Raw genomic sequence first — 15,129 nt, forward strand, 5'->3', positions numbered from 1 at the left:
TTTTTATCCTTTCATCATACCTAACATCTTTTTAGCAATTTTATTTGGATCTATTATGTACGTACCATTATCGACCGCCGCCATGATTCTTTCAACTTTATTGACGTCAATAAAAGTATTCATTTCGTCATTTGTAAATATTTCTCTTGCCATAGTTGATAGCTCTATTTTATCAACACCTGCAATTGATGTTACTTCTTTGCTGTTATAAATCGTTTTAATATTTTTTTTATAGTCATTTACGACTATATCATAATTGATCTTTTTTATATCCATAAATTATCCCCCAGATATTATCCTTATACAATTATTATCGTCTAAACAGTGAAAATATTTAATGTTTAAAATTTATTTGTATAAAATAATAGAATAAAAAAGACTAGTCTATTTAATATATAAACTAGCCAATCAACTCTTGTTCTTAATTTAAGTTTGTATTATCAACGTCTAACACTTTTATTGATATATTGTTATCAAATACTACACTCTCACCACGAGCAATTTTTTTATCATTCATGTACACATCTAATTTTTCGTCAATGTGTTTGTCAAGTATAATTGTTGACCCTTTATGTAAACTAAGAATATCTCTTATACTTTTTGTTATATTTCCGATAGAAACTGATACTGATATATCTGCATTAAATAAGTTATTATTTGAACTCAACGTGACAGTTTCTTTTTCTATCAGTTGATCGAATTCAAGCTCATATACTTCTTCTGCGTTATTCATGATCTTCTCCTTTTGATTAAATTTTTTATATTTATCTATAAAGATCTATTAGTAGACCTTGTACTTCATCTACTAAAGACACTATATTTAAATTTTCTTTTTCTTCATTCATAAGTTCTCTAGTTATATGTTCAAGTTTTTCATCTACAATTTCCACTGTCTTAAAATACTGCTGATCCCAAAATCCTTTTTGATCTTTGAGTGTGTACATATACTCAACAGCAGATTCTAGATATGCTTTTATAGCATCTTTGTATCTTTTTATATCAAGATAACTTTCAGTAAGTGTTAATCTTTCACCTAGATTTTTAACTTTCTCTAAACTCTGCTTTACATCTTCTAGTGACTTCTCTTTTTGAATATAATTGAATTTCTCATTAAATTTTTTATTTCCATCTATCTTTTTTGATTCAAATACTGTGGTCGGTTTTATTTTTAAATCATCTATTTTCATATTTAACTACCCCAAATAATATTTCATTACTTTCGGAACATAGTTCTGTGTTTCTTTTGGCATCTTGTAGATATCATCTGGAGTTAATACACCTCTTTTTCTCATTCTAGTAGGCCCTCCATTGTATGCCATTAAAGCCATTTTAACATCACCTTTATATAAATCTAAATACTCTTTAATATGTCTTGTCCCGCCGTCGATATTCTCTTCTATGTTAAAAGGATTTTTAACATTTAAATCTCTACAATTTTCAGGCATTAGCTGCATAAGTCCCTTTGCTCCCGCTGAAGAAACTGTATTTGGATTAAAATTAGACTCAACTTTTATTATAGCTTTTATTAGGTTCTCGCTAATACCATATTTTTTCGATGCTGTGACGACAGCATTTTCTATTCTTGTCTTTGTATCTACATCTTTGTTTGTAACTTCAACTATATTCTCTGTCATACTGCTATTTTTTTGCGATTCTCTCATATTTACAATACCATCTAAATAATCCACCATAAACTCATTTTGATTACCTAAAGCGCTATGCTGTCTTGATTTCTGGGATAAGGCTAGTAATAATCCCTCTACTACCATGCCAAATATATCATTATTTTTATTACTGCAGTCACAGCTTTTTGTACTATTGTCTAGATTTGTACCTAACAGTGTGCTTGTGCTCAACAAATTGCTTATCTCATATGACATAAATTCTATCCTTTCCATTATTTTTATAATTAGAATAATGCAAATTATGCTATGTTTAAATTAAATTAAACATAGCATAATCATTTTAGCATAAGAATTATTTATAATCTACGATTTTATAAACTTGTTTCTTTAATTTTCATCTAAAATATCGTAAATATAATATCTTCCGCTCTTATATTTTTTACTTAAAATAGCTAACACCAGATTCAAATATTTTCTGGTCTTTTTCTCCGTAGATATTCTTAATTACATTTTGTCCTATTCTTTCTGAGTGACCCATTTTTCCAAATACACGTCCATCTAGACTAGTTATACCCTCTATTGCATAGAAAGATCCATTTGGATTAAACTCTACATCGTAAGTAGCTTCGTCATTAAAATCAACATACTGCGTAGCTATTTGACCATTTTCTATTAGTTTTCTTACTGAATCTTCATCTGCAACAAATCTTCCTTCGCCATGTGAAATAGGTATACTGTGTATATCACCAACTTCTGTCTGTAATAGCCAAGGTGATTTATTTGATGATATTCTTGTTCTTACAATCTTTGATTGATGATGACCAATTTTATTGTAAGTAAGTGTCGGTGATTTTTCATCAATAGTTCTTATTTCGCCGTATGGAACCAAACCTAACTTAATAAGAACTTGAAATCCATTGCAAATCCCTAGCATTAAGCCATCTTGCTTCGTTAAAAATTCATTGATTGCTTCCGAAACTCTCGGATTTCTAAACACTGTCGCTATAAATTTACCTGAACCATCTGGTTCGTCACCAGCGCTAAATCCACCTGGAAGCATTATTATTTGAGATGATTTTATCTCTTTCACAATAACATCTATTGAATCATCTATGTCATTGCTATTTAGATTTTTAAATACTTTTACACTAGTTTTAGCTCCCGCTTTTTCAAAAGCTCTAGCAGTGTCATACTCGCAGTTTGTACCAGGAAAAGCTGGTATAAATACTTTTGGCGAAACTATACTAAGTGAAGATTTTTTAGCTTCACCTTTTGGTATATAGCTAATGGTCTCTATTTCAGAATTAATCATAGATGATTTAGTAGGGAATATAGTTTCAAGCGTATTTATGTGATGTTTATATAATTCATCTAATTTAATTTTCTCATCACATATTGTTATTGATTCTTCAGCTGTAGTATTTCCTAGAACACAATAATCAAATCCTTCTAAAGAGCAAATATCCGGATTGCCATTTAACTCAAGTATTATACTACCGTAATATGGTGCAAACATCTTCTCATTTCCGAATCTATCTACTGCTTCTTTAGAAAATTCAAATCCAATTTTATTACCAAATGACATCTTGCTTATAGCTTCGCCTATTCCAGCAAATCCTACTGCATATGTTGATAACACATTCCCACTGTGTATAAGTGATCTTACTTTATCCATATTCGCCTTAAACTTTTCGAAGTCTAGAATATCATTTTCACCTTTTTCTGTGTATAACATAACAACTTGTGAATTACTTTTCTTAAAGTCTGAAGAAATTACTTTTGAAGCGTCCACAGTATCCACAGCAAAGGACACTAGAGATGGTGGAACATTTATATCTTTAAATGTACCTGACATACTATCTTTACCACCTATTGCAGGTATTCCGAGTTTATTTTGTACATAATAAGCTCCTAGTAAAGCTGAAAATGGTTTACCCCACTTTTTAGGATCGATTCCAAGCTTTTCAAAATACTCTTGGAAAGTAAGTCTTGTTGTCGAGTAATTCCCGCCAACTGCTACTAATTTAGCTATGGAATCTACAACTGCATAAAGAGCACCATGAAATGGACTCCACTTTCCTATTTTTGGATTATACCCATAAGTCATGATAGTCGATGTGTTTGTATTTCCACCAAGTATCGGTATTTTAGCCACCATAGCTTGTGATTGGGAACCCTGATATTTTCCACCATATGGCATTAATACTGTATTTGATCCTATTGTACTATCAAATTTATCCACAAGACCTTTTTGAGAGCAAACATTTAGGTCTGACATAACCTTTAAGAACTTCTCTTTCATACTACTAGAATTCATATCTTCTAGTATTTCATTTTTATTAAAAAATGTCTCTTCCTCGTCTACTTTAGTTACATGTATGTCTGTGGTTTGTTTTACTCCGTTTGTATCTAAAAACTCTCTGCTGATATTTACTATAGTTTGTCCGTTCCAAAAAAGTCTCATATATCCAGTATCTGTTACTGTTGCAACATGTGTTGCCTCAAGGTTTTCTTCTGAAGCTAGAGATATAAATCTTTCTTTATCTTTCTTATTTATCGCTACTGCCATACGTTCTTGTGATTCCGATATTGCAAGCTCTGTACCATCTAAACCATCGTACTTTTTAGGTACTAAATCTAGGTTTATATCTAAACTATCTGCTATTTCTCCAATTGCAACACAAACACCGCCGGCACCAAAATCATTACATCTTTTTATCATTTGTGCAGCTTCCTTGTTTCTAAAAAATCTCTGAATTTTTCTTTCGTTAGGGGCATCCCCCTTTTGTACTTCTGCACTACATGTGAATATTGATTCTTCACTATGTTCTTTTGAAGAGCCAGTAGCTCCTCCACATCCATCTCTACCTGTTTTTCCACCAAGAAGAACTATTATATCACCTGGTTGTGGCCTTTCTCTTACTACATTTTCTTTTGGTGCTGCGGCTATAACTGCTCCAATTTCCATTCTTTTAGCTACGAAATTTTCATCGTAAACTTCGGATACCTGCCCAGTTGTAAGTCCAATCTGGTTTCCATATGAACTGTAGCCATTTGCTGCTTCAGTTGTTATTGTTTTTTGCATAAGCTTACCTTGTAAAGTCTCTTCTAAAGACTTTCTAGGATCTCCACTACCTGTTACACGCATAGCCTGGTAGACATAACTTCTACCTGAAAGCGGATCTCTTATCGCTCCACCTAAACAAGTAGCCGCTCCACCAAATGGCTCTATTTCAGTCGGATGGTTGTGCGTCTCATTTTTAAACATAACTAAATATTTTTCAATTTTTCCATCTATTTCAACGTCAACATTTATGCTACAAGCATTTATTTCTTCGCTGACATCTAAATCTTCAAGTTTTCCATCTTTTCTGAGCTCTTTCATAGCTATTGTGGCTATATCCATTAAACACATATCTTTATCTCTATCTGTATAAACATTCTTTCTAGAGTCTAAATACATTTTATAAGTATCTTTAACTATATCAGTGTACTTTCCATTCTCTATCTCTACATTTTTTATTTCTGTCATAAAAGTTGTATGTCTGCAGTGATCAGACCAATAAGTATCAAGTACTTTTATTTCTGTTACAGTTGGATTTCTTCGCTCTATCTCTCCAAAATACTTCTGTATATGTTTTAAATCACCAGTAGTCATAGCAAGACCAAATTCATTTAAAAACCCTTCTAACTCAGAATTAGTAAAATCAATAAACTTATCTATAACTCTAACTGGTGAAGGTACCTCGTACTCCAATTTTAGTGTCTGTGGTTTTTCAATTGCAGCTTCTCTACTATCAACCGGATTTATACAGTAGTCCTTAATTTTAATGAAGTCATCATCACTTATATCTCCACTTAGAATATATACTTTTGCAGTATTTATCTCTGGTCTTATACCACCATTTAGTATTTGTACACATTGAGCTGCCCAGTCTCCTCTTTGATCGTATTGACCAGGTAGGTACTCAGTTGCAAAAACTCTTTCGCCTTCTAGTTTTGGTAATTCCTCGTCATACACTAAATCTAAATTTGGCTCTGAGAATATTGTCTTAATTGCACTGTTGTATACGTCAGAAGAAATACCTTCAATATCGTATCTATTTAAAATTCTTACATTTTCTACGCTACTTAAATGCAGATTTTCAACTAAATCATTTTTTAGAGCTGCAGCTTCAATATCAAATCCGTATCTTTTTTCTACTAGTACTCTTTTTACGCTTAAATCTACATCAACAGTATTTGGCATGATACATCCTCCATTTTTGAAAATTATAATCCTATATCAGTTCTATAGTGCATCCCATCAAAATCGATATTTTTTATATTTTTATAAACCTTATCAGCTGCTTCTTTGACTGTAGTTGCTTTTGCTGTTACTCCTAGTACACGTCCACCATTTGTAACTAATTTATCAGCTTCAAACCTAGTTCCACTGTGGAATACAACTATATCTTCGTCCAATTTATCTAGTCCTGTAATCTCTTTATCTTTTTCGTATTTATCAGGATAACCGCCAGATGTCAACATGACACATACTGCTTGACTATCACTGTATTTTATATCTACGCTATCTAATCTATCTTCTAATATCGCATTCATTATTTTATTTAAATCTGTTTCCAATCTGAAAAGAACTGACTGTGTTTCAGGATCCCCAAATCTTACATTATACTCGAGAACTTTTTCACCTGTTTCAGTTATCATAAGCCCTACAAATAATATTCCTCTAAAATTTAACCCATCTTCTTTAAAACCATGCAAAGTTTTTTCTAAGACTTCAAATTTTATCTTTTCAGCCAATTCATCTGTGTATATTTCACTAGGTGAAAATGTTCCCATACCACCTGTATTTGGACCCTTTTCATTATCAAATATTTTTTTATGATCTTTTGCACTTACCATAGGAATTATATTGTTGTTATCTACAAAAGCAAGTATTGATGTCTCAATTCCCACTAAAAATTCTTCTACTACTATTCTTTCTCCAGCAGATCCAAATTGTTTAGATTGCATCATATTTTTTAAGCTATCTATAGCGGTATCTCTATTTTCACAAATTATTACACCTTTTCCTGCAGCAAGTCCATCAGCTTTTATTACTACTGGATAACCAAAGTCATCAATCTCATCAATTGCACGTTCTATATCCGTATACTCTTTGTACTTCGCAGTCGGTATAGCATGCCTAATCATAAAGTCTTTAGAAAATGCCTTACTTCCTTCTAGTCTTGCACATTCTTTATTAGGCCCAAATATCTTAAGGCTTTCTTCTTCGAATTTATCTACTATTCCCATAACCAACGGAACTTCTGGACCGACAATTGTCAAATCTACATTCTTTTCTTTTGCAAACAGTATAAGTCCATCGATATTGCTATCACTTATATTAACACATTCTGCTACATCACTAATACCTGCATTTCCTGGTGCACAATATATCTTTTCAACATCAATTTCGCCTTTCAGTTTCCAACATATAGCGTGCTCTCTTCCTCCGCCACCTATAACTAATATTTTCATAACATCTCTCCTAGTGTTTAAAGTGTCTTATTCCAGTAAATACCATTGACATATTGAATTTATCACATGCCTCTATTGAATCTTTGTCTCTGATTGACCCCCCCGGCTGTACTACAGAAGTTATTCCGTATTCGTTTGCTAAAGTAATACAGTCATCAAATGGGAAGTATGCATCGGATGCTAAGACTGCTCCAGAGAAGTCTTTATCTTTATTATTCTCTAATGCATTTTTAAGTGCCCAAATTCTAGAAGTTTGACCACAACCAAGAGCTAAAGTCTGTCCATCTTTTACTACTGCTATAGCATTTGATTTTAAGTTTTTAGCAATCTTCATCGCAAACTCCATATCTTTTAATTCTCTGCCAGTTGGTTTTGCTTTTGTTACTACTTCCATCTTATCAAATAATGTATTATTCTTATCTTGAACAAGAAGTTTTCCATCTAAGTATTTCATTTCAAATGGCTGTAAACTATCCTCTATCTTCTCTATTTTAAGTACTCGTAAGTTTTTCTTCTGTTTTAAAATTTCAAGCGCCTCTGGCTCATAGTCATATGCTACAACTATCTCTAAAAATATCTCATGTAACTTTTCAGCTGTATATTTATCTATAGTTGAAGTTATTCCAACTATTCCTCCAAATATTGAAACTGGGTCCGCTTCATAACATTTTGTATAAGCTTCAAATGAATCTTTACCCAGACCAACACCACATGAATTAGCATGTTTTATTGCAACTGATACTACATCATCACTATCCTTAAATTCTCTCATAACTTCTAAACATCCGTGTAGGTCATTTAAGTTGTTGTAAGAAATCTCTTTTCCATTTAATTGTTCAAAGTTTAGAATAGGGTTTTTAGCGCTCGATTGTGAGTATATTAAACCATTTTGATGTGGATTTTCTCCATATCTTAATGTATTTTCCTTTTGAAAGCTCATGTTAAGTATTTCTGGATATTTGTCTCCAACTTCTTCTGCAAAGTAATTTGATATTAAACTATCATATCTACCTGTTGTTGAAAAAGCTTTATAAGCTAAATTCTTTCTATCTTCTGCAGTTAGATCGCCTTTTTTAAGCTTATCAATTATAAATTCATAATCATTTATATCTACAACTACTGCAACATCTTTATAGTTTTTAGCAGCCGATCTTATCATTGATGGTCCACCAATATCTATATTTTCAATTATTTCATCGTGGCTTTTTCCAGCTTTCAATGTTCCTTCAAAGTCGTATAAATTCACTACTACAATATCTATAGATTCTATGTTGTGCTCTTTTATTGTCTCAACATGATCTTTGTTATCTCTTTTATACAATATTCCACCATGTATCATAGGGTTTAATGTCTTAACTCTTCCATCTAATATCTCAGGAAAATGTGTAACGTCATCTATTTGAATTACATTTTCAACCTTTTCTTTAAGAACTTTAAATGTATTTCCAGTTGATACTATTTCATATCCTAATTTACTAAGTTCTTTTGCAAAATCCACTACACCAGTTTTATCTGTAACGCTTATTAAAGCTCTCTTTTTACTCATCAATAAACACTCTCCTATCTTCAACTCTTAATTTGTTCTTACAGAAAAGAGCTACACTTTTTTTAAGTATCCTGTGCTCAACTTCCAAGACTCTCTTCGCAAGAGTTTTTGCATCGTCATCTGCTTTTACTTCGACTATATCCTGCATTATTATAGGTCCAGTATCAGTTCCCTCATCTACAAAATGAACTGTAGCACCAGAAAACTTTACTCCATAGTCAATTACCCCTTGGTGAACTTTCTGTCCATAAAATCCTTTACCACAAAATGCAGGAATAAGAGAAGGATGTATATTTATCATTTTATTTCTATATTCATTTATAAATTTTGGACTAATTATTTTTAGATAACCTGCTAAAACTACTAAATCTACTTCTCTATTCTTTAAAATTTCAATTATCTTATCCTCTTCAGATTCAAATATTGCTTCAATACCGTTATTTTTGGCTCTTTCTAGTCCATATGCATTTTCTTTATTAGAAATTACTACCTTTACAGCTCCATCAATTTCTCCTGATATAGTACCATCCATAATTGATTGTAAGTTTGTACCTCCACCAGATATCAAAACTCCTATGTTTAACATAGTTCTACTCCTTGATGACTATCCACAACTTCTCCAATTTCATAAGCCTTGTCCTTAAACAATTCCTTGTACTTAGGATCTACAAAGTTTAAATTGTCATTTTCTCTAGAGTTTATAAAATTTACAACATTTTCTGCATCTTGTTTATTTACTATCATTACTAAACCAATTCCCATGTTAAAACTCTTGTGCAGTTCTCTTTCATCTACCGCATTAAAACCTTCTATCATATTAAAAATAGCTGGTTTTATCCAAGATTTTTTATTTATATCTAAACCTAGCCCCTTAGGAATTACTCTGGTTATATTTTCAATAAGTCCACCACCTGTTATATGTGCTATTGCTTTAATGTTGTACTTTTCTAGTACATCAAGAGCTAATTTAACATATACCTTTGTTGGCGTAAGTAGTGCCTCTCCAACAGTCATTCCTAATTCCTCAACGTATTGGTCCATCTTATAGTCGTAAGTATCTAAAAATATTTTTCTGATAAATGAAAATCCATTACTGTGTACGCCGCTTGAAGATATCCCTATTAGTACATCTCCAGATTTGACATCTTTTCCCGATACTATCTTCTCTTTATCAGCTATGCCTACAGAAAAACCTGCAAGGTCGTAGTCCCCTTCACCATACATACCAGGCATTTCCGCTGTTTCACCACCTATTAAGGCGCAGCCTGACATCTTGCAACCATCTGCTATTCCGCCGACTATATTTTCTATATGTTCCGGAACAAGTTTACCAAGAGCTATATAATCTAAGAAGAACAGCGGTTTTGCACCTTGGCATATTAGATCGTTTACGCACATTGCAACTAAGTCTATTCCTACAGTGTCGTGTTTGTCCATCATTTGCGCTATTTTTAACTTTGTTCCAACTCCATCTGTTGAAGCGAGTAAAACTGGCTCCGTCATAGATACAAAATCTTTTAAACTGTATAACCCACTAAAGTTTCCTAAATCACCTATTACATTTTTATCGTAAGTTGCTTTTATTTTATCTTTAATAAGCTCTACTGCTCTATTACCTTCGTCTATATCTACTCCCGACTGCTTATATGTCAACATATAACCTAGTCCTCCTTATCAATTCTTTTCACTGCGTAATCTCCATCAAAACAAGCTTTACAGAACGTAGTTTCACTTTCTGTCGCTTCAATCATTCCTTCAATATCTAAAAATTTAAGACTATCACATCCTATATGTTTTCTCATTTCCTCAACAGAATGATTTGAAGCAATAAGATTGGATCTATTAGGTGTATCTATTCCATAAAAACATGAATACTCAACGGGCGGTGAAGTTACTCTTAAATGAATTTCCTTAGCCCCAGCTTCTCTAAGTGATTTAACCAATCGTTTTGATGTAGTTCCTCTAACTATAGAGTCATCTACTAAAACTATTGATTTGTTTTTTATCATACTTTTTAAAGGATTTAATTTTATTTTTACTGCTATTTCTCTTTCCTCTTGAGTAGGTTTTATAAAAGTCCTACCTACATATCTATTTTTAACTAGAGCTTCACTTACTCTAATTCCACTTGCATTTGCATATCCAAGTGCTCCAGGCCATCCAGAATCAGGCACAGGAACTACTATATCTGCTTTTATATCATCATTTTGAGCAAGTCTTTCTCCACATTTCACTCTAAAGTCATAAGCATTTACATTGTCTATTGTCGCATCATTTCTTGCAAAATAAATATGCTCAAAAATACAACTTCTCTTAACAGATTTTAGATTTTCAGAATAATGGTAAGACTTCATTTTTCCATCTTTAACTACTACTATTTCACCAGGCTCTACATCTCGAATCACTTCACCACCTAGTATATCTATCGCACAGTTTTCAGAAGCGAATATATATTCATCGCCTTTTTTACCCATTATAAGTGGTCTAAAACCATTTGGATCCCTCACTGCAACTAGTTCATCATCACTTAAAATAACAAGAGCATAAGCACCTTTTATATAGTCCATAGTAAGTTTCAAGCTCTCTACTATATCTCCTTTATAATATCTAGCTAGTATATAAAGGATAACCTCTGTGTCAGAATCAGTCTGAAACATATATCCGTCTTCTTCAAGCATATCTTTTAAATAATTTGCATTAACCAAATTACCATTATGAGAAATTGCTAAATTTCTCTTTCTACAAGTTCCAACAAATGGCTGGCAATTGGATATATGACTACCTCCAGCTGTTGAGTATCTAACATGGCCTATACCCATATTTCCATCAAGGCTTTCGATCTCTTCCTCTTTAAAAACTTCACCAACTAGCCCCATGTCTTTTTTGTATTTTATTTTATCATCACCCATAACAGCCATACCACAGCTTTCTTGTCCTCTATGTTGTATAGAGAAAAGTCCATAGTAAAGTTCTTTTGCTATGCTCTTATCGGAGTAAATTCCTATGATACCACACATATTAAGCCTCCTATTTATTCATTCTTGAAAGGACTTCTGTATAGCTCTCTATAAGCCCTCCAAGATTTCTTCTAAATCTATCTTTATCCAGCTTTTCATTAGTGTCTACATCCCAAAGTCTGCATGTATCTGGAGATATTTCATCTGCTAATATTATGTTTCCTTTAGCATCTTTTCCAAATTCAATTTTAAAATCAACAAGTTTTAAGTTGAGTTTTAAGAAGAAATCCTTTAGCAACTCATTAATTTTTAATGTTTCTTCTCTTAAGTACTTTAACTCTTCTCTCGTTGCAAGTCTCATAGCCACTGCATGATCGTCGTTTATAATAGGGTCATTGTAATCGTCATTTTTATAACTCAACTCAAATATAGGCTCATCTAAGACTATACCTTCTTCCATACCTACTCTCTTACAAAATGAACCTGCTGTTATATTTCTTATGATTACCTCAAGTGGCAATATTTCTACTTTTTTAACTAACATCTCTCTTTCTGATACACTTCTTATAAAATGTGTCTTTATCTTATTTTCATTTAACATTTCAAAAATTATAGTCGATATCTTGTTGTTTAATATTCCTTTTGAATCTATCTCTGCCTTTTTTTCTCCATTAAAAGCAGTTGCATCATCTTTGTAGTATACTACATACTCATTTTCATTATCTGTTGAATAAACTTGTTTAGCTTTTCCTTCATATAATAACATTTTATTACCCCCTTAAACTTTCATCATCTTCTAATACTTTTTGTGACATTTCATTTCTGTATTCTTTTAAATCTTTTTTAAGCATTGGATATTTAAGTGTCATGATTTGAACTGCTAAAAGAGCTGCGTTAAGTCCTAAGTCTATAGTTACAGTTGCTACTGGAATACCCTTTGGCATCTGTACTATTGATAATAATGAATCTAAACCATCCATTGTAGATGATTTTATTGGTAAGCCTATTACTGGAATTAGCGTTTGTGCTGCTATAACACCCGGCAAATGTGCTGCTTTACCAGCAGCTGCTATTATTACATCTACTTCTTCTTCTATCTCTATTATAAATTCACTTAATTGAATTGGTGTTCTATGTGCAGATAATGCTCTTACTACTACATCAATTCCGAATCTTTCTAAAAGCTTTATTCCATCTTCTAATTTAGGGTAATCAGATTTAGATCCCATTATTACTGCTACTTTCACTTAACTTCACCATCCTTGTTTATATTTAAATCTTATAATCTAGTAATTATACGAATTATATACTTAAATTCTATAATAATATACAGCTTTTATCAAGTCATTTTTGAATATTTCTAGAATATTATTTAAAGCTCCATAAATAACGTTCGTGTTTTTTGCCTTTTATAAGTATTTTTTAGATATTTACATTTAATGTATTTCTATAAACTATTTACCGTTATATACATAAATATGTATAGAGTGGACTGTTAAATAATTTGATAATAATAATATTACCATATTTAATTAGGAGGGAATTGTAATTGTTAAACTTAAAAAAGATATTAATAGGAAGCCCTATACATCAGAAACCCGAAATATTAAAAGAATTTCTATTATCTCTGAAAGAGTTAGATAAAAGTAAGTTTGATATCAGTTATTACTTTATAGATGATAATATAGATCAATATTCTTCAAGACTTTTAAAGGACTTTGAAGATAGTGAAAAAAACGTAATTTTAGTTACATCAGATTTTCAAGATAATTATATAAAAAACGATCATACTCATATTTGGAGTTCTAACCTCGTAGACAAAGTCGCAAATTTTAAAAATGGAATCATTAATTATGCGATAGAAAATGAGTTTGATTATATTTTCTTTATTGATTCAGACTTAGTTATAAACCCTAGTACACTGAATCAACTTGAAAAAAGTAAAAAGGATATTATTTCTAATGTATTTTGGACAAAATGGGAGCCAAACACAATTGAAATGCCTCAAGTATGGTTAATGGATTCGTATGATATGTTTGATGACAGAAATCCTAAAGACCATTATCAGCAGACTATGGAGTTTATAGACAAAATAAGAATACCAGGAGTATATAAGGTTGGTGGACTTGGTGCCTGTACTCTAATCAACAGGAAAGCTCTACTAAAAGGCGTTAGTTTTGATAGAATATACAATGTATCATTCTGGGGTGAAGATAGACATTTCTGTATTAGAGCAGTAGCTTTAGGTCTAGAACTTTATGTAGACACCCATTTTCCTGCATACCACATATACAGAGACACTGACTTAGAAGGTGTTAAAAATTATAAAGATAATTCGATTAACGTCAGCAAAGAAGCTGTAAGGTATGAGATTTTGAATACAATAATTAGAGGCGTAAATGTATTAGAGAACTATTCATACCAAAATGATATCTCTACGAATGATTGTTTAGAACACTTCACTTTTGAGGAACATCAAAAATTACTTGACGGTATTAACAATAAAATAAAATATATACAGGATAACAAAATAATTAATAAAGCTAGTATCACTAAATGTGAATTTGATTTCGAGCTAGATGATTTATATATAGATTGCGATTTAGAATTAATTTTGGATGGCTATAGAAACTTTGAGAGCTTTTATGAAAAATACTCTGCAAATTGTCAGCTAATAAATCAAGATGGAAAGTATCTAATCGATAAATTTTCTATTAAAAATAAATTAGATTTAGATCATACTCCACTAGTTAGATATTTTAGAGAAAAACCAACTCTTACATTATCTATGATTGTTAAAAACGAAGGAAATAGATATCTAAGGAGAGTTTTAGAATCAGCTAGAGAATATATAGACAATGCAGTGATAATTGATGATGCTAGTACTGACAACACTGTTGAAATCTGCAAAGAATTACTCAAAGATATACCTCTCACGCTAATCAAAAATGAAGAATCTAAATTCAGTAACGAAACCGAGCTAAGAAAACAGCAGTGGACAGAAACAATAAAAACAGACCCTGATTGGATTCTATTCTTAGATGCCGATGAAATATTCGAAGATAATTTTAAAAATCATGTTAAAGAACTTATGATAAACTACGATGTTGACAGTTATATGTTCAGACTTTACGACTTATGGGATGAAGAACATTATAGAGATGATCAACTATGGTGTGCTCATAATTTATATAGAATTTTTATGATTAGATATCAAAAAAACTTTGAATACAAATTTAACGAAACAGCCCAACACTGTGGTAGATTACCATATAATGCAGGAGAACTTCAGTACTTCCTGTCTAATTTAAGACTAAAACACTATGGATGGGCACGTGAAGAGGATAGAATTGAGAAATATAATAGATATCTAGAGCTAGATCCAGATGGAAAATTTGGTTCTCTTGAACAATATCAATCTATTCTTGATACAGATGTAAACTTAATTAAATGGGAAGAAAGCAATTAAAAATATAAT

Annotated in this window: 13 protein-coding genes; 1 reads left to right on the top strand and 12 read right to left on the bottom strand. The window is 31.7% G+C overall.

The genetic code is table 11. The features are described 5' to 3' along the window. Positions 1 to 3: 3 nt before the first annotated feature. From KQI18_RS08670 to purE, 12 genes are all read right to left on the bottom strand, one after another. Positions 4 to 276 carry a flagellar biosynthesis anti-sigma factor FlgM gene (locus KQI18_RS08670; RefSeq protein ID WP_216467397.1) on the bottom strand — a complete coding sequence of 91 codons (273 nt, stop codon included), beginning with the start codon at positions 274 to 276 and terminating at the stop codon, positions 4 to 6. Positions 277 to 421: 145 nt separating this feature from the next. Further along, complete coding sequence (locus KQI18_RS08675) at positions 422 to 733, bottom strand: FliM/FliN family flagellar motor switch protein (RefSeq protein WP_216467398.1); 312 nt, start codon at positions 731 to 733, stop codon at positions 422 to 424. Positions 734 to 764: 31 nt separating this feature from the next. Beyond that, on the bottom strand, positions 765 to 1,187 hold the full coding sequence (locus tag KQI18_RS08680) for a YaaR family protein (protein ID WP_216467399.1): 423 nt from the start codon (positions 1,185 to 1,187) through the stop codon (positions 765 to 767). Between the two features lie 6 nt (positions 1,188 to 1,193). Further along, on the bottom strand, positions 1,194 to 1,880 hold the full coding sequence (locus KQI18_RS08685; RefSeq protein WP_236887710.1) for a lytic transglycosylase domain-containing protein: 687 nt from the start codon (positions 1,878 to 1,880) through the stop codon (positions 1,194 to 1,196). A gap of 184 nt (positions 1,881 to 2,064) precedes the next feature. Then, positions 2,065 to 5,874 carry a phosphoribosylformylglycinamidine synthase gene (locus KQI18_RS08690; protein WP_216467401.1) on the bottom strand — a complete coding sequence of 1,270 codons (3,810 nt, stop codon included), beginning with the start codon at positions 5,872 to 5,874 and terminating at the stop codon, positions 2,065 to 2,067. Positions 5,875 to 5,897: 23 nt separating this feature from the next. Then, positions 5,898 to 7,148, bottom strand: coding sequence for a phosphoribosylamine--glycine ligase (gene purD / locus KQI18_RS08695; RefSeq protein WP_216467402.1), 1,251 nt, complete (start codon positions 7,146 to 7,148; stop codon positions 5,898 to 5,900). A gap of 10 nt (positions 7,149 to 7,158) precedes the next feature. Then, positions 7,159 to 8,694: a bifunctional phosphoribosylaminoimidazolecarboxamide formyltransferase/IMP cyclohydrolase gene (gene purH, locus KQI18_RS08700; RefSeq protein ID WP_216467403.1), complete on the bottom strand. Its 1,536-nt coding sequence runs from the start codon at positions 8,692 to 8,694 to the stop codon at positions 7,159 to 7,161. After that, on the bottom strand, positions 8,687 to 9,280 hold the full coding sequence (gene purN, locus KQI18_RS08705) for a phosphoribosylglycinamide formyltransferase (RefSeq protein WP_216467404.1): 594 nt from the start codon (positions 9,278 to 9,280) through the stop codon (positions 8,687 to 8,689). Before purN ends, purH begins: the two co-directional genes overlap by 8 nt. Beyond that, the gene (gene purM, locus KQI18_RS08710; RefSeq protein ID WP_216467405.1) at positions 9,274 to 10,350 is read right to left on the bottom strand and encodes a phosphoribosylformylglycinamidine cyclo-ligase; all 1,077 of its coding nucleotides are present in this window, start codon (positions 10,348 to 10,350) and stop codon (positions 9,274 to 9,276) included. The genes purN and purM overlap by 7 nt, the downstream gene beginning before the upstream one ends. 5 nt (positions 10,351 to 10,355) lie before the next feature. Beyond that, positions 10,356 to 11,711 (bottom strand): amidophosphoribosyltransferase, encoded by a 1,356-nt coding sequence (gene purF, locus KQI18_RS08715; RefSeq protein ID WP_216467406.1) that lies wholly within the window; start codon positions 11,709 to 11,711, stop codon positions 10,356 to 10,358. A 10-nt stretch (positions 11,712 to 11,721) separates the two neighbouring features. Further along, positions 11,722 to 12,417 carry a phosphoribosylaminoimidazolesuccinocarboxamide synthase gene (gene purC, locus KQI18_RS08720; protein ID WP_216467407.1) on the bottom strand — a complete coding sequence of 232 codons (696 nt, stop codon included), beginning with the start codon at positions 12,415 to 12,417 and terminating at the stop codon, positions 11,722 to 11,724. Between the two features lie 4 nt (positions 12,418 to 12,421). Further along, positions 12,422 to 12,898 (bottom strand): 5-(carboxyamino)imidazole ribonucleotide mutase, encoded by a 477-nt coding sequence (gene purE / locus KQI18_RS08725; protein ID WP_216467408.1) that lies wholly within the window; start codon positions 12,896 to 12,898, stop codon positions 12,422 to 12,424. A 302-nt stretch (positions 12,899 to 13,200) separates the two neighbouring features. On the opposite strand from purE, the gene KQI18_RS08730 reads away from it, so the two are divergent. Then, positions 13,201 to 15,120, top strand: a complete 1,920-nt coding sequence (locus tag KQI18_RS08730) for a glycosyltransferase (protein ID WP_236887711.1) — start codon at positions 13,201 to 13,203, stop codon at positions 15,118 to 15,120. Positions 15,121 to 15,129 lie beyond the last annotated feature (9 nt).

This window comes from Metaclostridioides mangenotii, from assembly GCF_018917235.1.
Taxonomy (GTDB): Bacteria; Bacillota; Clostridia; order Peptostreptococcales; family Peptostreptococcaceae; genus Metaclostridioides.